This window comes from Marinomonas sp. GJ51-14, assembly GCF_055808695.1.
The window spans coordinates 185,140-211,893 of the sequence record NZ_CM147879.1 but is presented as its reverse complement, the minus strand read 5'-3'; the positions used below and the strand labels follow the sequence as shown (position 1 = coordinate 211,893).

The window sequence follows — 26,754 nt, the reverse complement described above, 5'->3', positions numbered from 1 at the left end:
AATTTTTCGAAAGTATTTAATATGAACTCTGCATAAGATTATTATGAAAAAAACACGCCTTTGATAGTTGTTAACTTATCTAATTGCGACATATTGTTTCCATGCTTGGTTAATTAGAGTAAAAAAACCTTGTCTCATGTGAAAAAAACCTTTGTTATCCATTTTAAACGAAATAAACTTCTTTTTTGCCTATAGTTCGCAGGATAATATTTTGTACAAGAGTGAATTCGCATCAAGAGAAATCATGCAGGCGAGCAAAAAGCCCCAAAAATATGGCTTTTTGCTCTTACCTAATTATTCCATGTTAGGTTTTTCTTCTGCCATAGAGACATTGCATATGGCGAATTGGGTGACGGGAAAAGAGCTTTATTCCTTCTGCACTATTAGTAGTGATGAGAGAGAAGTTCTTTCTAATACAGGGCTTACAACGGTATCCGACTATCTGACTAATGAAGCTCCTACTGATTTAGATGCTATTTTCGTATGTGGGGCATCTCCAGTGTCAAAAAACGAAAATCAAACTTTAGAAAATTGGTTGAGGAAGCAGGCAAAAAAACATGTTGGTTTAGGTGGTTTGTGCACAGGTAGTTATTTATTGGCCAAATCTGGCTTGTTGGATGGATATCGAGCCACTATTCATTGGTGGAGTATTGCTAATCTACGAGATGAATTTCCTCAGACGATTGTTTCGAATCATTTGTTTGAGGTCGATCGAGACCGCTACACATGCAGTGGTGGTACTGCAGCGATGGATATGATGCTTTTTTTGATTGGTAAGCAGCATGGTATGACATTAGCGAGTAGTATTTCGGAGCAATTTGTCTGTGAGCGTATTCGTACTCATGATGACCCCCAAAGAATTCCTTTACAGGCTCGTATTGGTACTGGTCAGCCAAAATTGGTTGAAGCTGTGCAATTAATGGAAGCTAATATTCAGGAGCCCTTGTCTTCTGATGACATCGCTTATCATGTTGGTGTCTCTAGACGACATTTGGAGCGATTATTTAAAAGTAACTTGGATATTGTGCCTTCACGCTATTATTTAGAGTTGAGGTTGCAGCATGCGAAGCAATTGCTAATACAAACCGATAAGGCTATTACGAATGTTGGAAGTGAGTGCGGATTTGGTTCTGCGCCCCATTTTAGTACGACTTATAAAGGTTTTTTTGGTATCACTCCTAGAGAAGAGCGAAATAAAATACATAATAAAGTTTCCGTTCCATTACAAAGTGATAGGAAAAAAAGGCAACTTTGGAAAAAATAATTTAAACTATCTGCTAGATTATTTTTTGGCGTGATTTTTGTATTCTGTCTTTAGATGGCTTGAGCTGAATCGATCTTACGAACGGTAGCCTTGATAAACGTTGTGGTAAAAAATAATAGGCTCATAGATACCTCTATACTATTTTTAGCAAAGCATTAGATTGCACTCTAAATAGTGAGACGGTCTCTCATAATAAAAGAAGGTAAAAAAATATGTCGAAAACCCCAGCGTTAGAGCTCATTGATATTCATAAAACATTTGGTGATGTTGAAGTATTGAAAGGTATTTCTATGAAAGCTTATGATGGGGATGTCATTTCGATTCTTGGCTCTAGTGGTTCAGGTAAAAGTACTTTCTTACGCTGTATTAATCTGCTTGAGAATCCAACTCAGGGAGACATTCTTTTTAATGGTAATAAATTGGATTTAATACAGGGTGAATCAGACCTTGTTGCGAATAATATGAAACAGCTTACCCAAATGCGTCAGCAAATTGGGTTTGTATTTCAAAGCTTTAACTTATGGCCTCATATGACCATTCTCCAAAATGTGATGGAAGGCCCTCTTAATGTGCTAAAGCGTCCTAAGCAGGAAGTTCTTGAATACGCCGAGCATTTACTACATAAAGTAGGCATTGCAGAGAAGAAGCATATGTATCCAAATCAGCTATCAGGCGGTCAACAGCAACGTGTTGCTATTGCTCGGACTTTGGCAATGGATCCACAAGTTATTTTGTTCGATGAACCAACTTCTGCACTTGATCCTGAGCTGGTTGGTGAGGTGTTAGGTGTTATGCGGAATTTAGCAGAAGAAGGCCGTACTATGCTTATCGTGACTCATGAAATGAACTTTGCCCGTGAAGTTTCCAGTGAAGTTGTTTTTTTACATAAAGGTGTTGTTGAAGAGAAAGGCACGCCAGATCAAGTTTTTGGCTCGCCAAAATCTGAGCGTTGTAAGGAATTTTTATCAAGTACATTCTAAGCGAAAGTGGGAAAGGAGCTCTAACTATCAGCGTAGATAATAAATAATTAAATAATCAAAAAAGGTGTTTTTATGAAACTTAAGAAAATCGTATTGGGCTCAGCTATTTTGCTGACAGCTGCTGTTTCTTCTATTTCTGTGCAAGCAGCAGATAAAGTTCGCTTTGTAACCGAAGGTGCTTGGGCTCCTTTTAACTTTATTGACTCTGCTGGCATGCCACAAGGCTTTGATGTCGATATTGCTCGTGCATTGTGTTCACGTATGGAAGCGGATTGCGAAATTCTAACTCAGGATTGGGATGGTCTTATTCCTGGTTTGAAAGTTCGTAAATTCGATGCCATCATCGCATCTATGTCTATCACCGCAGAACGCTTGAAAGTCGTTGATTTCACTAACAAATACTACTCCGGTGGCTTACGTTTCATGGGGCGTGTTGGTGAGAAATTTGATTTAAGTGATTTAGCTGGAAAAACCATTGGTGCGCAGCGTTCAACATTGGGTGCGCAGTACCTAGAAGATAACTTCACAGGTAAAGCAGATCTAAAATTCTATGATAACCAAGATAACGTTTATTTAGATCTTCTTTCTGGTCGTTTAGACATTGTTCTATCTGATGAACTACCAACTTATAACTGGTTGAAAACAGCAGAAGGCGCGTCTAAGTTTGAGTTTAAAGGTAACTCTTTCATGAAAAATGACGAAATTGGTATCGCTGTTCGTAAGGGCGACACCAAGTTAAAAGAAAAATTGAATAAAGCGCTTGATGAAATAATTGCTGATGGAACTTATCAGAAAATCAATGCTCGTTACTTCCCGTTCTCTATCTACTAAGTGTAGATATATCTATAAGTTTCTCGGTGCTTATGCACCGAGAAACCTCTTTTCAGCTTACTCTGAGAAAATACTATGATTGATCTTCATGGATTCGGTGATCAGCTTCTACAAGGTGCTGTGGTTACCCTAGAGCTAGCGCTGTCTTCTCTGTTGGTGGGATTGGTGTTGGGATTGCTAGGCGCGTCTGCCAAGTTGTCTTCTATCGCTGCCATTCGATGGATTGCTCATGGTTACACTACGTTAATTCGTGGTATTCCTGAGCTTTTAACAGTTCTTATTATTTATTTCGGCGCAACCAGTGTTTTGATGGCGATTGCCAGTTTGTTTGGTTATGAAGAATATATTGAAGTTGGTGCTTTTGCCGCAGGTGTGACTGCGTTGGGCTTAACTTTTGGGGCTTATGCGACGGAGGTTTTCCGTGGTGCACTGCAGTCTATTCCTAAGGGGCAGCATGAAGCCGCTGTAGCTTTAGGAATGGGTCCTGTACGTAAGTTTTATCGTATCATTTTACCGCAAGTTTGGCGTATTGCTTTACCAGGGCTTGGAAATTTATTTCTAGTTTTACTCAAAGATACCGCGTTAGTTTCTGTTGTCGGCTTGGATGATATTATGCGTAAAGCCAATATTGCAGTTAGCAGTACGAAAGAAGCATTTTTGTTCTATTTAGTTGCTGCTTTTATGTATTTGGCTTTAACCATTGTTTCTATGGTGCTGGTCTCTTATATGGAAAAACGAGCAAGCCGCGGCTTAGCAAGGGGATAATGAATGGATTTTTCTGTTGTTGTTGAATATTTTCCTCGTTTGTTAGATGGCGCTTGGGTAAGTCTTCAATTAGTTGTTTTGTCTGTTGTATTAGGTGGAGTGTTTGCTTTACCTATTGCGTTGGCAAGAATTTCACCGATAGCTTGGATTAGAGCCGTTCCTTTTGCTTATATCTTTTTCTTTCGGGGTACGCCTTTACTCGTTCAGATATTTTTAGTCTATTACGGGGCCTCGCAATTTGATGCTGTACGAGAAAGTGTATTGTGGCCAATACTGAAAGAACCTTTTTGGTGTGCCATTATTGCTTTTACGCTAAATACATCGGCTTATACTGCTGAGATCTTCCGTGGTGCGATTCAAGCTATTCCTGAAGGGGAAGTTGAAGCATGTAAGGTTGTGGGCATGTCAAAGGCTCAGATGTATCGTCGTGTCTTGTTGCCTCGCGCTTTTGGTATTGTGTTACCCGCTTATGGTAATGAAATTATCTTAATGCTGAAGGGGAGCGCGCTTGCAAGTACGATTACCATTTTAGATCTAACTGGAATGGCGAGAACTATTATTGCTCGAACCTATACGCCGATTGAAATTTTTCTAGCGGCGGGGGGATTTATTTGGCAATTAGTATAGTGGTTATTGCTTTATTCCGACAAATAGAACTTCGTCAGAATCGTTATTTGGGGACCTTGTCTATTAAGGTGCCTGATAAGGGTTAGTGATTAGTTTGTGAAACAAAAAAAGAGGCTTAGGCCTCTTTTTTTATCTTAATAAAGCGCTAATTAATTAGATAGCTTCAGCACCTGTTTCACCAGTTCGAATACGAATGATTTGCTCAAGAGCGGTAACAAAGATTTTACCGTCACCAATCTTCCCTGTGTTTGCGCTGTGCTGTATTGCTTCAATAGCACGCTCTACTTGGTCGGTTTCTACGGCAAGCTCAAGTTTTACCTTAGGTAGAAAATCAACCACATACTCAGCACCGCGATAAAGCTCTGTATGGCCTCGTTGACGACCAAAACCTTTTACTTCAGTAACAGTAATACCATTAATCCCCATATCAGAAAGTGCCTCGCGGACTTCATCTAATTTGAAAGGTTTAATAATGGCCGTAATTAATTTCATTTGTTTTCTCCTAGGAATAACACTTGTTATACCTAAAAATACCATTCTCTTAGTAAAGTCGCTACAAGCCTGACGATAATGATCTACATTTAATGCAAATAAAAAAAACAATCATGCAATATAGCAAGTAGGTTTAGGGGGATATATGAGCAAAATTAAGCCAAATGCGCGTTTTCTAGTTGGCTTGGAATCTTTTGTCGATAATTTGGCAAGTTCATTAGAAAATCGTATAGGAGCGAAAGCGATAAAAGTGTCAGCTCCCCAGTGTTTGATGTGTTATCGCATTGATGGTATCGATATGAGTTTACGACTTAGGTTAGTGGTTATTCCTTTTAGAAATGGGGACTTACTTGGGCGATTGTCTTGGTTGGACCAACGCGGTGATGATCACATCTGTTGTTATATTAACAAAGCCTTCCATTGTGTTGTTGTGGAGTCTAATGAAGGTTGTTTTAAGGAGGGTGAAAGTGTGGAGCAGCTTTGTTTTCAGGAATTTGAATTTTTGACAAAAACTAAATGGGAGCCCGTAAGCTCCCATTTCAAGTAGATAACTAATTTATCTTTTTAATTACGAAAAACGTAAAATGATTTATAGGCCATTTAACGAATCCAGATCATCAAACTTAGGGTCGTGGTATTTTTCGCCTAGTTTGTGAACAGCATCAATTAAATATTTTGGTCGATCAGGGTTCACATACTGATGGATTCCATGACCAAGATTAAAAACGTGTCCACTACCATGACCGTATCCAGATAAAACGTTTTCAACTTCACGTTCTATTACGTCTTTTTTGGCATATAAGACGCAAGGGTCAATGTTACCTTGAAGTGCGACTTTATTTCCAACACGAGCACGGGCTTCAGCAATGTCTGTCGTCCAATCTAAGCCTAGTGCATCAGCACCTATTGCTGCCATGTTTTCTAGCCACTGACCGCCATTTTTTGTGAACACAATAACGGGAATTTTCTGTCCTTCGTGTTCAGTAATTAGACCATCCATGATTTCTTTCATATAAAGTAAAGAGAACTGCTGATACATAGGGCCGCTTAATATACCGCCCCAGGTATCGAAAATTTGCAGTGCTTGAGCGCCAGCCAAGATTTGACCATTCAAGTAGGTGATAACAGATTTAGCTAATTTACTGAGTAATGCATGTAAAGTTTCTGGAGACTGATACATCATCGCTTTGATATGGCGGAAATCTTTACTAGAGCCACCTTCGACCATGTAAGTGGCAAGAGTCCAAGGACTACCAGAGAAACCAATAAGAGGGACATCTCCATTTAATGCATGACGAATTGTCGTAACAGCTTTCATCACATAATCGAGGTCGTTCGCAGTAGTAATAGGTAATGCTTCAACGTCGGCTTTGCTGCGAATCATGTGTTTGAACTTAGGGCCTTCGCCTGTTTCAAAATATAAACCTAAACCCATCGCATCAGGAATAGTAAGAATGTCCGAAAATAGAATGGCGGCATCTAGATCGTAACGTTTAAGTGGCTGTAAGGTAACTTCACAAGCAAAAGCGTCATTCTTGCAAAGGCTCAAAAAATCTCCTGCTGTCGCACGACTTGCTCTATATTCTGGTAAATAACGTCCAGCTTGTCTCATCATCCATACAGGGGTTGTATCGACTGGCTGTTTGAGCAATGCACGCAAGAAACGGTCATTTTTGAGTTCAGGAAACATTAATACTCTCCGGTGTAAATTTTCAATTTGGCGCATTTTACCTAACTTGTCAGGGAAAAGCAGAGCGAATAAGTACAATTTATGAGAAGAGGATAGAAAAGGCTAATAATATTGATCTATAACAGGGTTTGTTAATAGCTATTTATTAAACGAATCAATCACCTAGGTAGACCTTTAAGCTGTGCTGTTGTACTTGTTGTGCTGCGTTCTCTATATTCTTGTTAATGTGTAATTCTTTTAAGACATTAGGAAAAGCGGCTTTGGTTTGTGTTACATCCATACCAGGCTTTAAAGTTGAAGAATAAAGCGCTTTAAGTAAAACGTAATCTAGAGGGCTTAAATAGGTATCAATACTGATGTCATTAAATACAGATGGAAAGACATCATTCGAGTCGTTAGGTAATCCAAGTAACTGTGTGATTTCTTCAACCACACAATCTAATAAACGTGCTTTTTCACGAGCATAGTCTACTGGAATAATAATGCTCCCTTTTATTATCTCGTAACGGGAGTTACGACTGAATGTACCTAAGCAAATAGCTTCATCTAACGCAGTGCGAATTTTTTCAGGATCTCCTATGTATTGCTGTACTTTTTTTTCCATATTTTTATAGGTAGTAAAAATAGCGAAGATATTGGCTTTTTTTGGATCGTCAGTAAATTCAATAGAAAGGCCTGTTATATAAGAAAGGTGTTTCGCATGGACACTGAGTAACTCTTTTTGTAGGTTAGCATCGCCACTCTCACTTTCAAAAAAAGCGTGATAGGACGGTTCCAGCGAATGAGTTTTGGGTGTTTTGTTTCGTTATATTCACGTTCTAACGCAATTTTTATAAAGCTATCTTGAATGTATTGATCACTTTGCCAACGCTCTTCTGCAATGCATTGTGTCGTGATAACAGAAATTAGCAGGCAAAAACTAAAGCGGATCATTGGGTTTTGCTTGTGTAAGATTGTTTGAATAATGGCGTAGAGCATCTAAAGAATCTGGAGTGAAAGGGAGGTCGTGAGGATTTTTCAAGATACTATCGATGCTCATTTCATGAACGGAAGCAACTTCTTTAGGTTGTAAGATCAGCTCGCCTTGCAGTGCGGGATCATAATGGCAGGTGTAAATCTTTCCCCATATTCTAAAGCCTTCACCTTCAGTAAAAAAAATGCCTTGGCTTTCTAGTGGCGCATCAAACCCTAATTCTTCCTGCAGTTCTCGATGGGCCGAGTCAATATAGGACTCACCTTTTTCAACTACACCACCTGTTGTAACGCCATAATAACCTGGGCAAAATGCTTTATTATCAGTGCGTTTTTGGATGATTAAATTCCCCATGGAATTGAATACTAAAATATAGGTAACTCGATGATAGTCTCTGCCAAAGTTCATTAAGCGTCGTGGAACGTCGCCAATTACGTTGTTGTGCTTGTCGACTAATATAATGACTTCGTCATTCACGGGCATAAAGTACTCAATTGGAAAGAGGATCTATTGGAATGGGGAAAGGGTATCGACATTTTACGTTAAAGAAAAGGCTTCTCCTGTTTTGTCCTCATTATTAGTATTCAAAAGTATTTGAATTTAAGAATGTAATCCAGAATATAGAGAAAGCGACCTGATTTTTTGTTTTAAAAACGGGTCGAAATAATGCGAATCAAATTTTTCCGAAAAACGATATGATAGATACTTGTTTTGATTTTTCTTAGGCGAAGAGTAATGACTATTTTGAACAATGATTTCTTAGCGTTAACATTAGCTAATCAAGACCAACTTGCGCCTTTTCAATTTTCATTTCCTAGCGGTACAGGTTTTGTTGAAGATACAGGAATTCTGAGGCTTGAACCTAAAAGTGAATCATCCATTAACCTTGTTTTATCGGTTGGTATTCATGGTAATGAAACTGGTCCAATTGAGCTACTAAATAAGCTTGTTACATCGATTTTAAATGGACAGCTAGCATTAAATATTCGTCTTTTGGTTATCATAGGTAATCCTGTCGCTGCTAATTTAGCGAAGCGTTTTTGTGACGTGAATTTAAACAGATTGTTCAGCGGTGCTTGGCAAAACTATGAAGGCTTTGAAGCAAAAAGAGCAAAAAGACTTGAATCAGCTGTGAGTGACTTTTATTCGGCTGCGAGTAATAGTACTGAGCAAACACGTTTACACTATGATTTGCATACTGCCATTCGTGGCTCTGTCTATGAAAAATTTGCTGTTTATCCATTTGTAAAGAACGCGATTTATAGTAAAACTCAGTTAGGTTTTTTAGCGTCTAGCGGAATAGAGGCGGTGTTGTTATCTCATCAGCCAACCACCACGTTTTCTTATTACAGCCATGCTGTTCATGACGCTCACTCATACACGGTGGAACTTGGTAAAGTGTACCCGTTTGGACAGAATGATTTATCGCGGTTTGCCGACCTAGAAAAAAACCTAATTGTGCTAATTCAAGATTCTGTGTTGTCTCAAAAATCTTTATCTGAAGTGAATATTTTTTCAGTATTAAGTGCTTTAGTAAAAGATGATGAAAGCTATGAACTAAACATAACTGAAGATGTGAAAAACTTTACCTCATTCGAAGAGGGTTATGTTTTGGCTTGCTCGGAAAAGAGCCAATATAAAGTTGAAAGAACTGGAGATGCTATCGTTTTTCCTAATATTAATTTACCTGTTGGGCAAAGAGCGGGTTTGATGGTAAGGCCGGCTGAACTGGAAGAGCGACAACTAATGTAATCACTGTGTGGGTTAACGCTTAAGTATTGCTTATTTGTAAGGGATTTTAGTCAAATGACTTGAATCTCTTTTTTTAATATCGTATCGTTATGTTATAACATCTTAATTGGTATTTAATCATGAATAAACTCTTTTTTGCATTAGGCGTTTCTGCCTTATCTCCTTTAGCTTTGGCAAAACCAACAATTGTTACAAGTATCAGTCCTGTTTCCATGATCGTGGCTGCTATTGCTGGTGATAAAGCGGAAATACAACAAATCGTGACAAGCACGGCGTCTCCACATGACTTTGCACTCCGTCCTTCTGACTTAAGAAAAATATCCAACGCTGATGCGGTTGTTTGGGTAGGTGAATCACTAGAAAATTTCTTGGAGAAACCACTTAAAAATGCAGGTAAGGAGGAATCATCTATTGAGTGGCTTGCTTTGAAAGGTATGGCGCTTCATTCCTTTGGAGAAGACGAACACGAAGGGCATGACCATGACGAGCACGAAGGGCATGACCATGACGAGCACGAAGGGCATGACCATGACGAGCACGAAGGGCATGACCATGACGAGCACGAAGGGCATGACCATGACGAGCACGAAGGGCATGACCATGACGAGCACGAAGAGCATGACCATGACGGACACGAAGGCCATAATCATGACGGTGTTGACCCACACGTTTGGTTGTCGCCTGATAATGCGAGAATACTAGCAGAAGCTGTGACTATGCGTTTGGTGTACCTAGACTCAACAAACGCAGAATACTATAAAGGCAATTTTGCTGAGTTTGATAAAGGTTTAACGATCAAAGATGCTGAAATACGCCATTCGTTAAATAAGGTTGCTGAAGTTCCTTATATTGTTTTCCATGATGGTTACACTTATTTCGAAGAGCATTATGGTTTGAACCATGCTGGTGAAGTGGCTGTGAGCCCTGAGCGTAAACCAGGTGCAAAAAAAGTAGCAGAACTGCGACATGAAATTGAAGAGAATCAAATTCAATGTGTTTTCAGTGAACCTCAATTTAGTCCTGCGATTATAGAGAGTTTGCTTGAAGGTACAAATGTGAAATCGGGTGTTCTAGATCCATTAGGAAGCGACATTAAGATCAACAAAGATGCGTACTTTTCTTTTTTAAGTATGTTAAGCGGCCAATTTATTAGCTGCCTAGGTTAATTTTATTTGCCTACCAAAGGGTAAGTTATGAATATTTTTCTCTTTGGTAGGCGCTTCGCTTTCTACTCTGTATAATAATGCGACTTTACGTTCATTATGGGGAGCAGAGAGGCTTTATGAGCGATTCAACTATTACAACAAGCATCCACTCAGATGTCCTTATTGAGAGTGCTCGACGTACCTTATCTATTCAAGCCCAAGCTCTTGCCAATCTATCTAATCAAGTCACTGAAGAATTTGCCAAAGCAGTACGAATGATTCTCGCCAGTAAAGGTCGAACCATCATCTGTGGTATGGGGAAATCCGGTTTGATTGGAAAAAAGATTGCTGCAACATTAGCATCGACCGGAACACCAAGCTTTTTTCTTCATCCCGGTGAGGCATTCCATGGTGATCTAGGTATGATTCAAGCAGAAGACACTCTTCTTCTGATTAGCTACTCTGGTGAAACGGAAGAGTTAATGCGTTTGCTTCCTTCTCTCAAAAGCTTTGGAAATCCGAGTATTGCACTGGTTGGTAACATGGGCTCTACGCTTGCCAAGCATTGTGACTGCGTCTTGGATATTTCGGTCGACAGAGAAACTTGCCCGAATAACTTAGCTCCAACCACGTCAACAACCATGACAACAGCAATGGGCGATGCCTTAGCGGTTGCTTTGATGGAATGTCGTAACTTTCAGCCACAAGATTTCGCACGTTTCCATCCTGGTGGAAGCTTAGGTCGAAAACTGTTAACTCGAGTTAAGGATCTGATGCATAAAGACGATCTTCCTATCTGTACTTCAGATACCAGTCTAAAGGATGCCATTTCTGTGATGACTCGCGGGCGGATGGGGGTAGTCTTAATTCAAGATGGGAGTAAGTTGCTGGGGATTTTTACCGATGGTGATTTGCGTCGTGCCATGTTGAAAGAAAGCGAAGGTATGATACACAAAACCATGTCGACACTCATGACACCAAATCCGAAAACGATCAATGAAAATACCATGATTGTGCAGGCTGAAGAGCAAATGTTACGGGACAAAATTACTTTATTAATTGTTGTTGACGATGCTCAGAATGTAACTGGTATTTTAGAAATTTACGATCGATAAGCAACAGTCTTTATTTTGCTACTCTGTTTTTATTGGAGTGAGCTAACTGAAATTTAAACGGAGCGACTATGTCTCAAGAATTAACGTCCCAAGAATCAAAAATTATTAAAATTGGCAATAACGTAGAAGTTGCTAATCACCTTCCTTTTGTTTTGTTTAGTGGTGTTAACGTACTGGAATCTCGTGATTTGGCTATGCGAGTGGCAGAAGAGCATGTAAAAGTAACGGAAGCTTTGGGGATCCCTTATGTATTCAAAGGCTCTTTTGATAAAGCAAACCGTTCTTCTATTAATTCTTTCCGTGGCCCAGGTATGGAAGAAGGTCTAAAAATTCTACAAGAAATTAAAGATACCTTTGGTGTGCCTGTAATCACGGATGTGCATGAAGAATATCAATGTGCTCCAGTGGCTGAAGTAGCCGATGTGATTCAGCTACCTGCCTTTTTATCTCGTCAAACTGATCTTGTTGTGGCTATGGCGAAAACGGGCGCAGTAATTAACATCAAAAAAGCGCAATTTCTAGCGCCCCATGAAATGAAGCACATTCTGACTAAATGTGAAGAAGCGGGAAACAGTAATCTGATGCTGTGTGAGCGTGGAACCATGATGGGATACAACAACTTAGTTGTAGATATGCTTGGCTTTGGCGAAATGAAAAAAATGGGATACCCAGTCATGTTTGACGTGACGCATTCCTTACAGCGTCCGGGTGGCCGTGAAGATTCTGCTGATGGTCGTCGTGCACAAGTGACTGAATTGGCTCGTGCTGGTATGTCCTTAGGTTTGTCTAGTTTGTTTCTGGAAACACACCCAACGCCAGATAATGCAAAATGTGATGGTCCATGTGCTTTACCATTGAGTAAGTTGGCGCCTTTCCTTAAGCAGATGAAACAGCTTGATGAATTGGTTAAAACATTTGAAGTCTTAGATACGAGTGCTTAATAAATGGATTCGGCTTTTCTTTCTTCTTACCCTACATTATTGAATGACAAATATTTGATGTCTAAATTACAGGCACTCAAGCTAATTGTTTTTGATGTTGATGGTGTCCTTACTGACGGGCGGTTGCTTTATACCGAGCAAGGCGAAAGCATTAAATGCTTCAATGTAAAAGACGGTGTAGCAATGAAGTTACTTCCTAAATGGGGGGTTCAGGTTGCCGTCATTACAGCAAAAGATTCAGCGCCTTTAAGACTTAGAATGAAAGACCTTAATGTTGAGCATTTCTATCCAGGTTGTCATAACAAAGCGGAAGCATTTGATGAGTTAGTGTCTCGTCTTGGGATTGAGCCTAACGAAGCCGCTTATGTTGGAGATGATGTGATTGATCTTCAGGTTATGCCAAAAGTGGGCGTGGCATTGTGTCCTGCTGATGCGCATATTTTGTTGCAACGTTATTGTGCGATTACGCTTACCAAATCCGCTGGAGAAGGTGTCGCAAGAGAAGTGGCGGATATGGTGCTCGCATCGCGAATGTCACTAGAGGATGCATACCAATTGGCTCAGAAACCGGAGTTTGAAAAACAATGACAGCACGAGAAAGTACACAGGCTTTACCCACTTTTCATATTGTCATTCCTGCTCGTTATGCGTCGCAGCGTTTTCCTCAAAAACTCATGGCGGATCTAGGTGGTAAACCTGTTTTGCAATGGGTTTATGAATTGTCACTCAAAGCCGGTGCGGAATCCGTCACTGTGGCAACAGACCATGATGTTATTTATCAAGCCGCATTGGCGTTTGGTGCTTCAGTGGTAATGACTCGTGATGATCATGAAAATGGCACAGAACGCCTTGCTGAAGTTTCAGATAAAATGGGCTGGAAAACAGACGAAATTATTGTCAACGTACAAGGCGATGAACCATTCTTACCTGTAGCCTTGATTCATTCTTGTGTGGCTGCATTAAACAGGGATAAAGAAGCTGAAATGGCTACGGTGGCTTGTGCGATTGATGATGCCGCCGATTTTTTTAACCCTAATGTTGTTAAAGTGGTTTGTGATGAAATGCAGCGTGCGCTCTATTTTAGTCGTGCTCCCATGCCTTGGGATAGGGATGGTTTTGCTAACCTTGAAGAAAAAGCAGGTGATTTACCGGCCGATTTTCCAGCCTTACGTCATATTGGTTTGTACGTGTATCGAGCAAGCCTGTTGGCAAAATACGCAGATTTACCCATGTCACCATTAGAGCGTTGGGAAAAATTAGAGCAATTAAGATTCCTGCATCAAGGGATTAAGGTGCAAGTGGCATTGGCAGAAGGGTTACCGACTCATGGTGTGGATACACCGGAAGATTTAGAGAAACTACGACACCAATTGACCCTAGGTAATGTTTAGTGGCTTAATTTTCTGAAGAATTAAGTGTTTAAAGTTTATAAATTAGTAATTTTCTATTTTTATGAAAAACCGCAAATCATTCATATGGTTTTGCGGTTTTTTTGTGTCTGAAAATGCCATGTTTTTTTAAGTTTTCTATCATTGATGCCTATCAATGAAAATTTGTACCAATACTTTCTTATTTTTAGATGTTAAAAAAATGTGTAAAATGCGTGCTTTTTGTGTAGAAATTGTAAAGAATGGGTCTATAATTTGTTGAAGTATACATATTTTTATCAGTGTTAAGACTGTTTTAATTAATTACGGAAGGGAAGGACTAGATCATGAAAAAGCTTTTATTTATTTCCACGAGTTTATTAAGCTCCGCTGTTATGGCTGCTATGCCAGTTAACCAGCCTGTAGGATCTAGCTTTACTTTAAGTAGCGCGCCAAACCAGAGAGCTTTAACAACGTCACTTGGTAACCCTGCGGCACCATTTATAATGGTCAATCAACAAGATAATGATAATTTTCGTTTTGGTATTGTTGGTCCTATCGGGGTTGGTGTTGAGTTTGGCGATGTAAGTGATTTGGACGATCGAGTTGAAAAAGTACAAGACCTTGTTGATGAATTAGATGCAACCGACGTAAATGATATTGCTACAGTTCTTGCGAGTAACACTGTGTTGGCAGGATATGTGAATGACATTAATAATGCTACGACACAAGAACAGCTGGAAGAAATCATTCAAAAGGCAAAAGATGCAGCAGATGCTCAAGCTGCAAATATTGAGAGCGCAATTGAAGATGCAATTAATGATAAATTAAAAGAGGTTGCTGCTGATGCGAATAAAATACTTGATGGGTTGAGTGAATCTGCCTACCTTAAAACCATGGTAAGTGCGCAAGTGCCGTTTATGCCTGTTATTTATAAGACGGATAGCAAGGGGGCTTTCACTATAGATTCAAGTATTTCCGCTGTTTTGAAAGGAAACCTAACCGAAGGTACTATTCAGGTTGGTGATGATGACACTGAGATCAGTTCTGATATTTCGTTTTACTCTCAGGTAGCAACAGATTTTAACATCGGTTTCGGTTATAGCCACTCACTGTGGGAAAACTCAAATGGTATGTTAGTTGGTGGTGCTAAAGCTAATGTACATAAATTGACTTCAGGTCGAGCTTTGGTTGCGTTGACTGATGATGATGCAGATGTTGGTGACGCTGTTTCTGACTCTCTAGAAGATGATGCTGTTAGTTCAACAACAGGGGTTGGTGTTGATTTAGGGGTTATTTGGGTTTCTCATTATTATCAAGTAGGTGTTACTTTAGCGAATATTAATGAACCAGAGTTTGACCGCGCGGTTATTGATAGCACTTGTGGAAGTGAAAGTTGTTCTGCCGCTTCATCATTGTCTACTTCAGGTGCATTAAAACTTACTGATACCTATACAATGGAAATGCAAACTACTTTAGATTTCGCTATATCAACGCCAGGTAAGCAGGTTACATTGGGCCTATCTTATGATATTAATCCAGTTGAAGATGCTGTAGGTGATGAATACCAATGGGCTGTTGCATCAGTATCTTATTACGGAGATTCTCACTTTATTCCAGGGCTGCGAGCAGGCTTGCGTCAAAATATGGCTGGAACAGAGTTGAGTTATGCTACAGCGGGTTTAACTTTGTTTAAACGTTTGAACCTAGATGTTGCTGTTGCTCTAGAAACAGTTGAAGATGATGAAGGTAATTCGGCACCACGTAGTGCCTACATTTCATTAGGTTACGATACCGCATTTTAAAGTTGGTAAAGGTTTTGTAAAAATAGCCGATAATCTTATAGATTGTCGGCTTTTTTATTTAGATAGAAAAAGTTAGGTGAAAGAAACTCGAGAGAAATGATAAAAGTATGAAGAAGTATTTGGTGATGATGGGGGTTAGTATATTTAGCTCGACAGCGATGTCGTCTATGTATATCTATCAACCTATCGGTTCCAGTATTAACTTAGGAGGGTATGGAAACCGTCATGCTTTATCTACTGCATCTGGCAACCCTGCTTCTACTTATCTGATGGCGAATCTTGAAGGCTTTAGAGTTGGCTTTGCTGGTCCTCTTGGTCTTGCTTTAGAGGGGGTGGTGTTAGTACGCTGAATGACAAAATAGATGACCTTAATGATATATTTGATGCAGACTTTACCGATAGCATTGATGTTGATGCGATAAAAACTGGCGCTGAAGCAGCAGCTCAAGCTGAAGTGGACTCTGGTGGAAGCGTTGCAGATGCCGAGGCGGCTGCAGAGGCTTATGTACTATCATCAATCGATGATATAGAAGTTGACATTAATGATCGTTTAGGTCGCGCGAGTGATGTGATGTCCGATATCAGTGAGACTGTCTATGCTAAGTTTGCAACTACCCTTCAGGCACCTTTTTTACCTATAATTTATAAAACCAGGCGACGTAATGTTTTCACTATTGATGCCAGCGCATCTATTGTGGGTAGGGCGAGCTTATTAACTGATAACTTAGTGTTAACAGGTTTAGATGATTTTTATAATGCGGGCACAATAACTGAGCTAGAGAATGCAGATATTAGTAATGTTGACTTGGAAACAAACAGTGCAGCTTATATCAAAAGAGCATCAGATTATCGTTTCAGCTTAGGGTACAGCACAATGTATTCGAGAACGCCTTATGAGGCCGTAATTCTTGGGGGGCGTTTAAATTTTCATAAGCTAGCATTAGGTCAAAAACTGACAGTACTGACAGAAGAAGATGATCCATCTGTATCCTACAGCGATTTCTTTATAAGTAGAGATAATGTGTCTACAGGAGTTTCGTTGGACTTAGGTGCTTTGTTAGTAAAGCGTAACTTTCAGTTAGGAATGACCATTTCTAATGTGAATGAACCTACTTTTGATTATGAAGCGATAGGGAACTGTTCTGGTTTGACTGGCGCAGACTTAACCAATTGTAATGCAGCGGTAAGTTTTGCTGCCGATGGCGATATTTCTTTGAATGAAACCTACAAGATGGAAGCACAAATGACCATCGATGCCGCCATAAAAAGTAAGGACCAACATTTTTCCTTAGGGGGGTCTTACGATGTAAACCCAATAACAGATCCTTTGGGTGATGAATATCAATGGAGTGTGGTATCTCTTTCCTTTTTTAGTGACTACTTACTTATTCCCGGTATACGGGTAGGTCTAAGGAAAAACCTTGTAGGTAATGAGTTAAGCTACTATACCGCAGGAGTAACTCTATCTAGACGTTTAGATATAGATCTTGCTTATGCGCCAGAAAATGATATTGGTAATAGTGGTTTCTTTTTCTCCATGGGTTATAGCTTCGTTTTCTGATTTTTAGATGATGATTTATATTTTGATCACTTTTGTTGGTGTGATGAAGGCCTGCAATGGCACATCCCACCCTTCAACGGGTAATGACTTAACCTGTTGGCAGTCGTGTGCCAAACCAATAAGTAATGGAGCTTGGCTAGTTTTTTTCCTGCAAAGGTTCTATCATAAAAACCACCTCCCATACCAAGGCGACCGCCTTTTACATCAAAGCCGACCAAAGGTAGGAAGACAATGTCTAAGGCTTCTTTAGGAAGGTAGCTCTTAGCCTTAGGTTCTTTTATGCCATAGATGTTTTCTTGCCAAACGGTTTGTTCTGAATACAAAGCAAACACTAGCTGTTTATCTTGGATAACTGGAAGGTAGGTTTTAACATCTTGTTGCCAGAAATATTGACATAATAAATGAGGTGAAATCTCACCATCATTAGCTAAATATAAGGCAACACTTTTGATTGATGTTTTGTTCGAATTGTCGGCGTCTAAAAAATGCTGTTGAAAACAAGTGAGTAAGTTTCTTGCGGCAATTTGTTGCTCATCAGCAGATAAATTTCTTCTGGCTTGGCGTAGTTGACGACGAAGTGTTTGTCTAGGATCTAGGTGAGAAGGCATAAAGGAGTTTCCCAAGTTGCCGTTTCGGCTATTGGCCTTGAACCCAGTGGTTCAAGGTGGAAAGAACTGTGATTCTTTAGGCTTTCCGACGCACGGACATGCACACCAAACCAACAGGCTCTTTCCGGGGTATTACTCATAGGCTCAAGGGCGTTAAGCCGCTTCGAACAACCCAGGAAACAGATTGGAGTATAGAGTAATTAATTTTAGAAATCACTTAGCGCTCCAATTCGTTTTTTGAGCTGTATGAAGAAAATTCGTGTTCTGCGCTTGCAATCAAAAAAGTAGATCAAGGAATAAACGATAGATGATTATTCATTAACCAGTTTTGTTTGATGCGTTAAAGCGTTATCAAGCTGTGATGTTAGCTCTCGCAATTGTTGTTCATTCGCGCGCGCATATTTTTTGCTCGAAAGCATATCGTGAGTAATATTCAATGCCGCTAGTACAGCGAGTTTTTCAAGAGGGATGTTTTTCCCCCCAGATTGGATATCATTCATTTGATCGTTTAAATATTGAGCAGATTCTTTCAAATCCGCTTCGTGCCCTTTAGGGCAATTTATTTTATAAGTTTGTCCCAGAATGACTACTGACACGGTTGGCTTATCCATATAGACTCCATTTGATAGCAAGGCCCACAAAAAATGGTCTGTTTTTCCATCATTGAGTAGCGAATGGCATTTTATGCTGCGAGTAAATTCGTTACAATTCAGAATTCACTTTATCCACACTGTTTATAGCAAATTGACGCCAATATGGAAATAAACCCGATACTTTCAAAGATAAAAGACCTTTCTGCCCGTGCTTTAACCCTACGGGGGTATCTTTGACTACGATTCAAAGAAAGAGCGCTTAGAAGAAGTAAACCGAGAACTTGAAGATCCAGATGTTTGGAACGATGCAGAATACGCTCAAAAGCTAGGCAAAGAGCGAGCTTCATTAGAAGCTGTTGTAGAAACATTAGACAGTTTAGAATCTGGTGTTAGTGATTCAAAGGAATTACTTGATATCGCCGTTGAAGATAATGACGAAGACTCAGTCGAAGCGGTTCAGCTTGAGCTTGAAGAGCTAGATACTCTGTTAGCTAAGTTAGAGTTTCGCCGCATGTTTTCCAAAGACATGGATGAAAGCAGCGCTTTCTTAGATATTCAGTCTGGCTCTGGTGGTACAGAAGCCCAAGATTGGGCCAACATTCTATTGCGTATGTATTTACGCTGGGGTGAAGATAAAGGCTTTAAAGTTGAGCTTATGGAAGTATCCGCAGGCGATGTGGCAGGTATCAAATCCGCTACGATTCGTTTTGAAGGGGAATATGCCTTTGGCTGGTTACGAACTGAAACAGGTGTACATCGCTTAGTGCGTAAATCGCCTTTTGATTCAGGTAACCGTCGACATACTTCTTTCGCATCTGTGTTTGTTTCTCCAGAGATTGATGACAATGTTGAAATTGAAATCAACCCAGCTGACATTAGAACCGATACATATCGTTCATCAGGTGCCGGTGGACAGCATGTAAACACCACGGATTCTGCGGTACGTATTACTCACATACCGACGAACATTGTTGTGCAGTGTCAAAACCAGCGTTCTCAACACGCTAACCGTGACTTTGCGATGAAGCAACTTCGTGCCAAGTTATATGAGTTTGAAATGATGAAACGCAATGAAGCTGCTCAAGCGGTAGAAGATAATAAATCTGATATTGGTTGGGGTAGTCAGATTCGCTCTTACGTACTGGATGCGTCGCGTATCAAAGATTTGCGTACTGGAGTCGAAAGCTCCAACACTGGTGCCGTGCTTGATGGCAACTTAGACCAGTTTATTGTTGCAAGTTTAAAGCAGGGCCTATAAAGCGCCGTTCCCATTTAGAAAAAATCATTAAGAGTAGATAGCAAAATCATGGCTAACGAAAATAACACAGAATCAACACAATCTGATGACAACCGATTAGTAGCGGAACGTCGTGCAAAATTAGCTTCCATTCGTGAAGAACGTAATGCGTACCCGAATGATTTCCGTCCAAATGCTTACGCTGCAGACTTACAAGCTGAGTTTGGTGAAATTGAAAAACCAGATTTAGAAGAGAAAGATCATAAAGTCAGTATTGCGGGTCGTATCGTACGTAATCGTGGTGCTTTCATGTTACTACAAGACATGACAGGACAAATTCAGGCTTACGTAAACCGTAAAGCCTTGTCTCCTGAATTACTTGCAGATCAAAAAACATGGGATTTAGGTGATATCATTGGTATTTCTGGTCCTGTGCATAAATCAGGTAAAGGTGACTTGTATATTGATATGCAAGAAGCGCAACTACTGACGAAGTCGTTGCGTCCATTACCTGATAAACATCATGGTTTGTCTGATATGGAAATGCGTTATCGTCAGCGTTATGTCGATTTAATTGTGAATGATGAGTCTCGTAACACGTTTCAAACGCGTTCTAAGATCATCTCTACGATTCGTCGTTTCTTAGAAGACCGTCGTTTCATGGAAGTAGAAACGCCAATGTTGCAAACCATTCCAGGTGGTGCAACAGCGCGTCCTTTCATTACTCATCACAATGCAATGGACATGAGCATGTACTTGCGAATTGCTCCTGAGCTATATTTGAAGCGTTTGGTTGTTGGTGGCTTCGAACGAGTATTCGAAATTAACCGTAACTTCCGTAATGAAGGGACGTCAACGCGTCATAACCCAGAATTCACTATGATTGAATTCTACCAAGCGTACGCGGACTATAAAGACCTTATGGACTTAACTGAAGCCATGTTGCGTGATGTGGCAGAGAAAGTGTTAGGTACAACAACAGTGACTTACCAAGGTTCTGAATATGATTTTGGTGCGCCATTTGTTCGTATGACTATGCTTGAGTCCATTTTGCACTACAATCCAGAGCTGACTGCGAAAGATTTGGAAACAATCGAAAGTGCAACGGTTGTTGCGAAGAACCTAAAAATCGATGTGAAGCCGATTTGGGGCTTGGGTAAGTTGTGGACTGAAATCTTTGAAGAAACAGCGGAACATAAATTAGATCAGCCTACTTTTATTACAGAATATCCAGCAGAAGTGTCGCCTTTGGCACGTCGTAATGATCATGACGATTTCATCACAGATCGTTTTGAATTCTTTGTTGGTGGTCGTGAAATTGCGAATGGCTTCTCGGAGTTAAATGACCCAGAAGATCAAGCGGAGCGTTTCAAGCGTCAAGTCGCTGAAAAAGACGCCGGTGACGATGAAGCCATGCATTACGATGCAGATTACATCAATGCACTAGAGTACGGTTTACCACCGACAGCAGGTGAAGGTATTGGTATTGATCGCTTGGTGATGCTGTTTACTGACGCGCCATCAATTCGTGATGTTTTATTGTTCCCACATATGAAACCTCAAGATTAACTCTGGCCTGCTCATAGTGTGTGAATTAATCAATAAGGCCTCAGATGAGGCCTTATTTTGTGGTGCTTAAAGGGGTCAGAGCCCTTTAACTTAACAATATTTGCTTTATTTAATATTTACTTTTTTAAAAGAGCTCTGACCCCTTTATGAAAGATAATGGAGTATTCCATGAGTCGTTTTTGGACAGATAAAATTGCCTCTCTTGACCCTTATGTGCCAGGCGAGCAACCGCAAGATAAAAAATACATAAAGTTAAATACTAACGAAAGCCCATACGCACCTTCTCCAAAAGCTTTGTTAGCTATGGCAGCAGAAGTGAGTGAGAGTCTGCGTCTTTACCCAGATCCAAATTGCATCACTCTTAAAAATGCCTTGGCGAAAAGTTACTCTTTGAATGCAGATCAAGTCTTCGTTGGTAATGGCTCGGACGAAGTTCTCGCATTGGCGTTTATGGGTTACTTTGCTGGCGGTAAGCCATTGGCTTTTGCTGATATTACGTACAGTTTTTATAAAGTGTATGCGGGCTTGTATGGCATTGATCCACAGTTGATTCCTCTTGATGAGAGCTTTGATATTGTTCCAACGGATTATCAAAATTTAGACGTTTCTGGTGTTGTGGTGACCAATCCAAATGCTCCGACAGGCAAAGCTTTACCATTAACAGACATCGAATATATCTTAAAAGCCAATCCAAATGTTGTGGTGCTGGTGGATGAAGCTTATGTAGACTTTGGTGCACAAAGTGCAGCGTCTTTAGTTAATCAATATCCAAACTTATTGGTTGTTCAGACCTTGTCTAAATCTCGAGCTTTGGCTGGTATTCGTGTGGGTTATGCATTAGGTAATCCTGAGCTGATTGAAGGTTTAGAGCGTTTGAAAAACTCTTTCAACTCTTATCCGATTGATCGTATTGCACTTGCTGGTGCGACAGCAGCAGTGGAAGACGAAACCTACTTGCAAGAAATTTGCGAGAAAACCATAGCAACTCGTGAAGAGTCGGTTAAATATCTCGAAGCTCTTGGTTTTCACATTGTTCCTTCTGCCACAAATTTCGTTTTTGCTACTCACCCAGATAAAGACGCGGAAGCCATTTATCTTGCATTGAAAGAGCAGGGGATATTGGTTCGTTACTTTGGTAAAAAACCAAGAATTGGCAATCACCTTCGTATTACGATCGGTACCGACGAAGAAATGGCTGCGTTAACTACGGCATTAAAAAGTGTGCTGGAAGGTTAATTCAAATACTCATAATTGAAATGCTTTCTTTACTATGTTTTCGAGAAGAGAGATGTTTTCAGACAGATAAAAACAGGGTGTTTTTATCTGTCTGCTGAATGTAAAGTGCGCAGTGATAAGCTGATGGGATAGTGATCAGAAGAGTGAATATGAGTATGTACCTGTACATCAACCACATCTAATCCACGACAGTAGATATGGTCAAGATGCCGATATAGATGATTCAATCTTGGTTGGCGTGTCATTTCTACTTCTGCCAACGCAAACGATTTTGCGAGTTGATTAAAATAATTGAGTCGCTTTCCACTCCATGTGTTGAAATCCCCCGCTAATAATATAGGTCCATTATGATGCTCTAGTGTTGTTGCTATTTGTTCGAGATGCGATCTAAATTTTTCGAAAGATACAAAGTTAATAATATGAGCGTTTATTACCAGTAATGATTGTCCTAACTTGCCTAATGGATACTCAGTTGCTAACAACATTTTTTTTGTTTTTGTTATAGGTTCACCATGAATGGATGCTGAAAAATAATGCTTGTCTGCGACAACCCTTGATCCAGTTTTAACTCCAGTTTCTATATGGGTTTTTAGGTTCATGAAGCTGCTGGCCATAATCCATTGATGCTGTAATGATTTATTGAAGAGGCTATCAAAAGTTGAGTTTAAAATCGCTTCCTGTAAAAGGATTAGATCTTTGTTATGGATGAGGGTTGTGAAATCCGTTTGCCAGCCCTTTTTTTTGCATTTGAAAACATTCCATACCAATATCTCAATGCTTGGTCCCAGTACTTGATTCGGAGCCTTGCCCATAAATTTTAGGGCTTCAATTTTGCTATAACGACTTTTAAGCATGAAATATTGGCCTGTTCAGTTGCTTGTTATTGCCTGATCACATTATAGATATGGCGAAAACAAACGGAAAAAGTGATTACGAATTTTTTTATAGATAGGTAAAGCATCAATTTCATCCTTAATAACCTGCTCTGAGTTCTGTTTTTTTAAGGCAAATAAGTTTGTTAGCTCTGTATTAAGTTTACTATCAAAGCACTCTAAGTTGATTTCAAAATTAAACTCTAAGCTTCTTGCGTCCCAGTTGCTAGAGCCTATAAAGGACCAAATGTCATCTACAATGACAATTTTACTATGGTCAAATGGTCGTTTGTTCTTGTAGATCTGTATACCATTGGCCATTATTCTAGAAAAATTGGCTTCCATTACCCAGTCTAGAAAAAAATATTACTGTGCTTGGGCACAATAATTTCAACCGATACACCTCGTAATGCTGCTGCATGCAAATACGTCATTAATGTTTGATCTGGAATGAAATAGGGCGTTATGATTTTTACGCTGTTTTTTGCGCAAACTAATACGTTAATTAGTGTCCATCGTATTCTATTATGGAATTCATCAGGACCATCCTGAATGACTCGAGCGACAACTGAGTGGTCGTTTTTTTGACATATTTGGTGTGGGTCAAAGCGGGGGAATTGGATTAGTTCGCCTGTGGCAAAGAACCAATCTTCTACAAATACTTGGCTAATTTGATCAATCACTGAGCCTGTTACTTTAAAGTGAATATCATCAATAGGGCGATCTGCAGATTGTACTAGATTGTTTCTACTTATATTCATTCCTCCAATGTAGGCTACATTGCCATCGACACAGAGTATTTTTCTATGGTTTCTTAGATTGATAAAGCGAATACCAGTAAGTGAAATAGCGGGTAAGAAGCGAGCAGTGTGTACGCCACGTCTTTTTAATGCTAAATCTGATTTGTACCAACTATAGCCAATGCCAATGCCATCTAATAAAACGTTTACAATGACGCCTCGCTCATGTGCTTTTGCTAATGCATCCACAAACTGTTGTCCAAGTGAATCGTAATCAAATATGTAGCTTGATAAGACGATGTGATGCTTTGCGCAATGAATGGATTGAATCATCTCAGGATAAGCAGTATCTCCATTAATGAGAGGTTCAATACGATTTTTTACAACTAAGTTAACCGGGTGAATTGCGTACCCTGACATGATGACGGAATGCCAGTTTTGAGGGATATTGTGAAATTTAATGGCTTCCTGCTGATGTTGGAAGTCTTGTTTGAGAGCTTGAGGGTGTTTTCTTTGCGCTATACGCTTGATGCGATTTATTCCAAATAGCCAATAAAATAAACTTCCTATTACAGGTGAAAATATAACAAGGCCAATCCAAGCTAAAGAGGTATGTTCGTTTTCTTTGAACAGAAGAACATGTAGCGATGTCAGAATAGACAAACTAATATGTAATGTGACAATGATGGTAACCCAATGGATATTGATCCATTCAACTAGAGCTTCAATGATTGGCATACAATTAACCTAAATTTTGTCTTAGCTTGTAGATGAAATCGATTATTTATTTCTTCCATAGAATTAGTTTCCATGTCTTTAACTAAAAAACACAATAATTCGCTCTAAGAGCTCTGAATAACGCATAAAATAAGACTACTTAAAAGCACTCTTGAATTCGCTATTATCGCCTGCTCAATTCACATTGAGCTTCTCATATTAAAAATACCTATGGATTATAAATTATGACAATTAACCTGCGTTTAGCCATAGGATTTGGCAGTATTCTATTAATGATGCTGATTCTAACAAGTATCGGTATCCACCGTGTTAACTTCATTGATAATTCGATCACACAAATAAATGATGTTAATTCGGTGAAACAGCGTTACGCCATTAATTTTCGCGGCAGTGTTCATGACAGAGCAATTGCCATTCGAGATGTAGTTTTTTCCCGTAATCAACAAGAATTTAATGACACAGTAAGGGAAATTAGAGCGCTTGATAAATTCTATCAAGCTTCTGCTCAATTGCTTACACCAGAAAAAATATCCATGTCTGCTGAAGAAACTACTATCTACAATCAAATCAAAAGTATTGAACAGAAAACCTTGCCACTGATTGAGCAAATCATCAAATATCGAGAGTCCAATAACCTAGATGCTGCAACGCTGGTATTGTTGAATGATGCTAAGCCTGCGTTTATTACATGGCTTGCGACAATCAATCAGTTTATTGATTTAGAAGAAAAGAGTAATCAAGTCACCACTATTGAAGTACGTGAAGTCGCGAGTACTTTTGCTGGTTGGATGATTGCTTTAACCCTTATCGCTATTATTATCGGCTCTACACTTGCGTATTTTATCAGTACAAGAATTCGCAATGCTGTTGGTGGTGAGCCTCAGGAAGCCGCAAAAGTCATTGCGAAAATTGCTCAAGGCGATTTAACCGGAAAAATTGAGTCTTGTTGTGATAATAGCATGATGTCTTCAGTGCAGATCATGCAGGCAAAATTAGAAAAAACGGTTAATGGCATCATAAGTTCCTCGGAGGAATTATCACATCGCTCTTCTATTGTTGCTTCTGGCTCTCAGCAAGCCTTGGTGGCAGCTGAGACGCAAGTTGTTTATACCAGTTCAGCGGTGAGCAGCTTGACTGAAATGAGTCACAGTATTAATTCTGTGGCAGATACAGTACATCAAACAGAAAGTAACTCTAAAATAACAGCGGAACTGTCTTTAAAAGGGCGAACTGCAGTGCAGAAAGTGGCGAGTGAAATTGAAAAAATCTCGACGACGGTGAAAGCAACGGTTGAGCAGGTTAATATATTGCAAGAACGTACCAGTGAGATCGGCGATATCGTTAATGTTATTTACAGTATTTCTGATCAAACGAATCTACTTGCATTGAACGCAGCAATTGAAGCAGCACGAGCTGGTGAATATGGTCGAGGTTTCGCTGTGGTTGCTGATGAAGTAAGGCAGCTTGCTAAGCGAACGGGTGAAGCGACAGGCGATATTGAAAAAATGATCCAGCAGGTTCAAGAAGATACGCGTGCGTCTGTGAAAGCGATGGAAGCAACGGTACCTCAAGTGGAAAATGGGTTACTGCTAACTAATGAAGCGAATCAATTATTGAGTGATATTCAAACCCAAGCAAATGACTCATTGGAAAAAGTTCTGGAAGTGGTGCAAGCGACGTCTAGGCAAGTTGCTACTGTAGAAGAGATTACAAGAAGCGTTGAAGAAGTGGCGAACATGGCGAAAGAAAGTAGTCTTTCATTGAAGAGTAACTCTGAAGAAGCTGTTTCTCTTGAGCAATTGTCTGGTAAATTGAAACAGGATATTAATTACTTTGTTGTAAAATAATAAACC

At 39.7% G+C, this 26,754-nt stretch carries 26 protein-coding genes, 1 other RNA gene and 2 pseudogenes; 19 read left to right on the top strand and 10 right to left on the bottom strand.

The window, feature by feature from the left end; all coding sequences use genetic code 11:
• Positions 1-244: 244 nt before the first annotated feature.
• The 5 genes from AC0L3Y_RS01060 (at position 245) to AC0L3Y_RS01040 (ending at position 4,467) form a co-directional block, all read left to right on the top strand.
• The gene (locus AC0L3Y_RS01060; protein WP_473467721.1) at positions 245-1,264 is read left to right on the top strand and encodes a GlxA family transcriptional regulator; all 1,020 of its coding nucleotides are present in this window, start codon (positions 245-247) and stop codon (positions 1,262-1,264) included.
• 212 nt (positions 1,265-1,476) lie between these two features.
• Complete coding sequence (locus AC0L3Y_RS01055) at positions 1,477-2,244, top strand: ABC transporter ATP-binding protein (RefSeq protein WP_473467719.1); 768 nt, start codon at positions 1,477-1,479, stop codon at positions 2,242-2,244.
• Positions 2,245-2,316: 72 nt separating this feature from the next.
• On the top strand, positions 2,317-3,075 hold the full coding sequence (locus AC0L3Y_RS01050; protein ID WP_473467717.1) for a transporter substrate-binding domain-containing protein: 759 nt from the start codon (positions 2,317-2,319) through the stop codon (positions 3,073-3,075).
• A gap of 75 nt (positions 3,076-3,150) precedes the next feature.
• Complete coding sequence (locus AC0L3Y_RS01045) at positions 3,151-3,840, top strand: ABC transporter permease (RefSeq protein ID WP_473467714.1); 690 nt, start codon at positions 3,151-3,153, stop codon at positions 3,838-3,840.
• Positions 3,841-3,843: 3 nt separating this feature from the next.
• The gene (locus AC0L3Y_RS01040) at positions 3,844-4,467 is read left to right on the top strand and encodes an ABC transporter permease (protein WP_473467712.1); all 624 of its coding nucleotides are present in this window, start codon (positions 3,844-3,846) and stop codon (positions 4,465-4,467) included.
• A 153-nt stretch (positions 4,468-4,620) separates the two neighbouring features.
• Here the strand turns inward: AC0L3Y_RS01040 and AC0L3Y_RS01035 are convergent, their stop codons facing one another.
• Positions 4,621-4,959 carry a P-II family nitrogen regulator gene (locus AC0L3Y_RS01035; RefSeq protein ID WP_473467709.1) on the bottom strand — a complete coding sequence of 113 codons (339 nt, stop codon included), beginning with the start codon at positions 4,957-4,959 and terminating at the stop codon, positions 4,621-4,623.
• Positions 4,960-5,104: 145 nt separating this feature from the next.
• On the opposite strand from AC0L3Y_RS01035, the gene AC0L3Y_RS01030 reads away from it, so the two are divergent.
• On the top strand, positions 5,105-5,506 hold the full coding sequence (locus AC0L3Y_RS01030; protein WP_473467707.1) for a hypothetical protein: 402 nt from the start codon (positions 5,105-5,107) through the stop codon (positions 5,504-5,506).
• A 42-nt stretch (positions 5,507-5,548) separates the two neighbouring features.
• Here the strand turns inward: AC0L3Y_RS01030 and hemE are convergent, their stop codons facing one another.
• The 3 genes and pseudogenes from hemE to AC0L3Y_RS01015 all read right to left on the bottom strand — a co-directional run bounded on the left by hemE (position 5,549) and on the right by AC0L3Y_RS01015 (position 8,105).
• Entirely contained in the window at positions 5,549-6,649 is a 1,101-nt protein-coding gene (gene hemE / locus AC0L3Y_RS01025; RefSeq protein ID WP_473467705.1) for a uroporphyrinogen decarboxylase, read from the bottom strand.
• A 154-nt stretch (positions 6,650-6,803) separates the two neighbouring features.
• Positions 6,804-7,582 (bottom strand): annotated as a pseudogene (locus AC0L3Y_RS01020) (DUF2927 domain-containing protein).
• Positions 7,569-8,105 carry an NUDIX hydrolase gene (locus AC0L3Y_RS01015; protein ID WP_473467702.1) on the bottom strand — a complete coding sequence of 179 codons (537 nt, stop codon included), beginning with the start codon at positions 8,103-8,105 and terminating at the stop codon, positions 7,569-7,571. Before AC0L3Y_RS01015 ends, AC0L3Y_RS01020 begins: the two are co-directional and overlap by 14 nt.
• A gap of 252 nt (positions 8,106-8,357) precedes the next feature.
• Between AC0L3Y_RS01015 and astE the strand changes: the two genes are divergently transcribed.
• From astE to traF (AC0L3Y_RS00970), 9 genes are all read left to right on the top strand, one after another.
• Positions 8,358-9,374 (top strand): succinylglutamate desuccinylase, encoded by a 1,017-nt coding sequence (gene astE / locus AC0L3Y_RS01010; protein ID WP_473467698.1) that lies wholly within the window; start codon positions 8,358-8,360, stop codon positions 9,372-9,374.
• A gap of 119 nt (positions 9,375-9,493) precedes the next feature.
• Positions 9,494-10,540, top strand: coding sequence for a zinc ABC transporter substrate-binding protein (locus tag AC0L3Y_RS01005; RefSeq protein WP_473467695.1), 1,047 nt, complete (start codon positions 9,494-9,496; stop codon positions 10,538-10,540).
• Positions 10,541-10,656: 116 nt separating this feature from the next.
• Positions 10,657-11,634: a KpsF/GutQ family sugar-phosphate isomerase gene (locus AC0L3Y_RS01000; protein WP_473467691.1), complete on the top strand. Its 978-nt coding sequence runs from the start codon at positions 10,657-10,659 to the stop codon at positions 11,632-11,634.
• A 68-nt stretch (positions 11,635-11,702) separates the two neighbouring features.
• Positions 11,703-12,575, top strand: coding sequence for a 3-deoxy-8-phosphooctulonate synthase (gene kdsA, locus AC0L3Y_RS00995; protein WP_473467688.1), 873 nt, complete (start codon positions 11,703-11,705; stop codon positions 12,573-12,575).
• 3 nt (positions 12,576-12,578) lie between these two features.
• Positions 12,579-13,163 (top strand): KdsC family phosphatase, encoded by a 585-nt coding sequence (locus AC0L3Y_RS00990; protein ID WP_473467686.1) that lies wholly within the window; start codon positions 12,579-12,581, stop codon positions 13,161-13,163.
• Positions 13,160-13,966 carry a 3-deoxy-manno-octulosonate cytidylyltransferase gene (kdsB, locus tag AC0L3Y_RS00985; protein WP_473467680.1) on the top strand — a complete coding sequence of 269 codons (807 nt, stop codon included), beginning with the start codon at positions 13,160-13,162 and terminating at the stop codon, positions 13,964-13,966. The genes AC0L3Y_RS00990 and kdsB overlap by 4 nt, the downstream gene beginning before the upstream one ends.
• Before the next feature lie 323 nt (positions 13,967-14,289).
• Positions 14,290-15,747: a conjugal transfer protein TraF gene (gene traF, locus AC0L3Y_RS00980; RefSeq protein WP_473467677.1), complete on the top strand. Its 1,458-nt coding sequence runs from the start codon at positions 14,290-14,292 to the stop codon at positions 15,745-15,747.
• A 107-nt stretch (positions 15,748-15,854) separates the two neighbouring features.
• On the top strand, positions 15,855-16,097 hold the full coding sequence (locus AC0L3Y_RS00975) for a hypothetical protein (RefSeq protein ID WP_473467674.1): 243 nt from the start codon (positions 15,855-15,857) through the stop codon (positions 16,095-16,097).
• Positions 16,094-17,308 carry a conjugal transfer protein TraF gene (gene traF, locus AC0L3Y_RS00970; RefSeq protein WP_473470569.1) on the top strand — a complete coding sequence of 405 codons (1,215 nt, stop codon included), beginning with the start codon at positions 16,094-16,096 and terminating at the stop codon, positions 17,306-17,308. Before AC0L3Y_RS00975 ends, traF (AC0L3Y_RS00970) begins: the two co-directional genes overlap by 4 nt.
• Before the next feature lie 15 nt (positions 17,309-17,323).
• On the opposite strand, the pseudogene AC0L3Y_RS00965 reads toward traF (AC0L3Y_RS00970), so the two are convergent.
• From AC0L3Y_RS00965 to AC0L3Y_RS00955, 3 genes and pseudogenes are all read right to left on the bottom strand, one after another.
• Positions 17,324-17,916: pseudogene (locus tag AC0L3Y_RS00965) on the bottom strand (5-formyltetrahydrofolate cyclo-ligase).
• Between the two features lie 4 nt (positions 17,917-17,920).
• A non-coding RNA gene (gene ssrS, locus AC0L3Y_RS00960) (6S RNA) lies at positions 17,921-18,098 on the bottom strand.
• A gap of 129 nt (positions 18,099-18,227) precedes the next feature.
• Positions 18,228-18,527, bottom strand: a complete 300-nt coding sequence (locus tag AC0L3Y_RS00955) for a cell division protein ZapA (RefSeq protein WP_473467671.1) — start codon at positions 18,525-18,527, stop codon at positions 18,228-18,230.
• Between the two features lie 144 nt (positions 18,528-18,671).
• On the opposite strand from AC0L3Y_RS00955, the gene prfB reads away from it, so the two are divergent.
• The 3 genes from prfB to hisC all read left to right on the top strand — a co-directional run bounded on the left by prfB (position 18,672) and on the right by hisC (position 22,551).
• Positions 18,672-19,767, top strand: a protein-coding gene (gene prfB / locus AC0L3Y_RS00950; RefSeq protein ID WP_473467667.1) for a peptide chain release factor 2 whose coding sequence is annotated in 2 segments (ribosomal slippage) — positions 18,672-18,743 and positions 18,745-19,767 — 1,095 coding nt in all. Because the reading frame shifts where the segments join, the coding sequence is not laid out codon by codon here.
• Positions 19,768-19,815: 48 nt separating this feature from the next.
• Positions 19,816-21,315 carry a lysine--tRNA ligase gene (lysS, locus tag AC0L3Y_RS00945; protein ID WP_473467664.1) on the top strand — a complete coding sequence of 500 codons (1,500 nt, stop codon included), beginning with the start codon at positions 19,816-19,818 and terminating at the stop codon, positions 21,313-21,315.
• A 168-nt stretch (positions 21,316-21,483) separates the two neighbouring features.
• Entirely contained in the window at positions 21,484-22,551 is a 1,068-nt protein-coding gene (gene hisC / locus AC0L3Y_RS00940) for a histidinol-phosphate transaminase (protein WP_473467660.1), read from the top strand.
• Positions 22,552-22,634: 83 nt separating this feature from the next.
• Here the strand turns inward: hisC and AC0L3Y_RS00935 are convergent, their stop codons facing one another.
• Genes AC0L3Y_RS00935 through AC0L3Y_RS00925 form a run of 3 tightly spaced genes read right to left on the bottom strand, consistent with a single transcriptional unit; the run spans position 22,635 to position 24,901 of the window.
• A complete protein-coding gene (locus tag AC0L3Y_RS00935) occupies positions 22,635-23,405 on the bottom strand; it encodes an endonuclease/exonuclease/phosphatase family protein (RefSeq protein ID WP_473467657.1) in 771 nt (256 codons plus the stop codon).
• A gap of 42 nt (positions 23,406-23,447) precedes the next feature.
• A complete protein-coding gene (locus AC0L3Y_RS00930; protein WP_473467655.1) occupies positions 23,448-23,768 on the bottom strand; it encodes a phospholipase D-like domain-containing protein in 321 nt (106 codons plus the stop codon).
• 8 nt (positions 23,769-23,776) lie between these two features.
• Entirely contained in the window at positions 23,777-24,901 is a 1,125-nt protein-coding gene (locus AC0L3Y_RS00925; RefSeq protein ID WP_473467653.1) for a phospholipase D-like domain-containing protein, read from the bottom strand.
• 224 nt (positions 24,902-25,125) lie between these two features.
• On the opposite strand from AC0L3Y_RS00925, the gene AC0L3Y_RS00920 reads away from it, so the two are divergent.
• Positions 25,126-26,748 (top strand): methyl-accepting chemotaxis protein, encoded by a 1,623-nt coding sequence (locus tag AC0L3Y_RS00920; RefSeq protein ID WP_473467649.1) that lies wholly within the window; start codon positions 25,126-25,128, stop codon positions 26,746-26,748.
• Positions 26,749-26,754 lie beyond the last annotated feature (6 nt).

Bases quoted from the DNA above. Each gene is read 5' to 3' on its own strand.
- AC0L3Y_RS01060 (WP_473467721.1), top strand. From the start codon at position 245: ATGCAGGCGAGCAAAAAGCCCCAAAAATATGGCTTTTTGCTCTTACCT.
- AC0L3Y_RS01055 (WP_473467719.1), top strand. From the start codon at position 1,477: ATGTCGAAAACCCCAGCGTTAGAGCTCATTGATATTCATAAAACATTT.
- AC0L3Y_RS01050 (WP_473467717.1), top strand. From the start codon at position 2,317: ATGAAACTTAAGAAAATCGTATTGGGCTCAGCTATTTTGCTGACAGCT.
- AC0L3Y_RS01045 (WP_473467714.1), top strand. From the start codon at position 3,151: ATGATTGATCTTCATGGATTCGGTGATCAGCTTCTACAAGGTGCTGTG.
- AC0L3Y_RS01040 (WP_473467712.1), top strand. From the start codon at position 3,844: ATGGATTTTTCTGTTGTTGTTGAATATTTTCCTCGTTTGTTAGATGGC.
- AC0L3Y_RS01035 (WP_473467709.1), bottom strand. From the start codon at position 4,959: ATGAAATTAATTACGGCCATTATTAAACCTTTCAAATTAGATGAAGTC.
- AC0L3Y_RS01030 (WP_473467707.1), top strand. From the start codon at position 5,105: ATGAGCAAAATTAAGCCAAATGCGCGTTTTCTAGTTGGCTTGGAATCT.
- hemE (WP_473467705.1), bottom strand. From the start codon at position 6,649: ATGTTTCCTGAACTCAAAAATGACCGTTTCTTGCGTGCATTGCTCAAA.
- AC0L3Y_RS01015 (WP_473467702.1), bottom strand. From the start codon at position 8,105: ATGCCCGTGAATGACGAAGTCATTATATTAGTCGACAAGCACAACAAC.
- astE (WP_473467698.1), top strand. From the start codon at position 8,358: ATGACTATTTTGAACAATGATTTCTTAGCGTTAACATTAGCTAATCAA.
- AC0L3Y_RS01005 (WP_473467695.1), top strand. From the start codon at position 9,494: ATGAATAAACTCTTTTTTGCATTAGGCGTTTCTGCCTTATCTCCTTTA.
- AC0L3Y_RS01000 (WP_473467691.1), top strand. From the start codon at position 10,657: ATGAGCGATTCAACTATTACAACAAGCATCCACTCAGATGTCCTTATT.
- kdsA (WP_473467688.1), top strand. From the start codon at position 11,703: ATGTCTCAAGAATTAACGTCCCAAGAATCAAAAATTATTAAAATTGGC.
- AC0L3Y_RS00990 (WP_473467686.1), top strand. From the start codon at position 12,579: ATGGATTCGGCTTTTCTTTCTTCTTACCCTACATTATTGAATGACAAA.
- kdsB (WP_473467680.1), top strand. From the start codon at position 13,160: ATGACAGCACGAGAAAGTACACAGGCTTTACCCACTTTTCATATTGTC.
- traF (WP_473467677.1), top strand. From the start codon at position 14,290: ATGAAAAAGCTTTTATTTATTTCCACGAGTTTATTAAGCTCCGCTGTT.
- AC0L3Y_RS00975 (WP_473467674.1), top strand. From the start codon at position 15,855: ATGAAGAAGTATTTGGTGATGATGGGGGTTAGTATATTTAGCTCGACA.
- AC0L3Y_RS00955 (WP_473467671.1), bottom strand. From the start codon at position 18,527: ATGGATAAGCCAACCGTGTCAGTAGTCATTCTGGGACAAACTTATAAA.
- lysS (WP_473467664.1), top strand. From the start codon at position 19,816: ATGGCTAACGAAAATAACACAGAATCAACACAATCTGATGACAACCGA.
- hisC (WP_473467660.1), top strand. From the start codon at position 21,484: ATGAGTCGTTTTTGGACAGATAAAATTGCCTCTCTTGACCCTTATGTG.
- AC0L3Y_RS00935 (WP_473467657.1), bottom strand. From the start codon at position 23,405: ATGCTTAAAAGTCGTTATAGCAAAATTGAAGCCCTAAAATTTATGGGC.
- AC0L3Y_RS00930 (WP_473467655.1), bottom strand. From the start codon at position 23,768: ATGGAAGCCAATTTTTCTAGAATAATGGCCAATGGTATACAGATCTAC.
- AC0L3Y_RS00925 (WP_473467653.1), bottom strand. From the start codon at position 24,901: ATGCCAATCATTGAAGCTCTAGTTGAATGGATCAATATCCATTGGGTT.
- AC0L3Y_RS00920 (WP_473467649.1), top strand. From the start codon at position 25,126: ATGACAATTAACCTGCGTTTAGCCATAGGATTTGGCAGTATTCTATTA.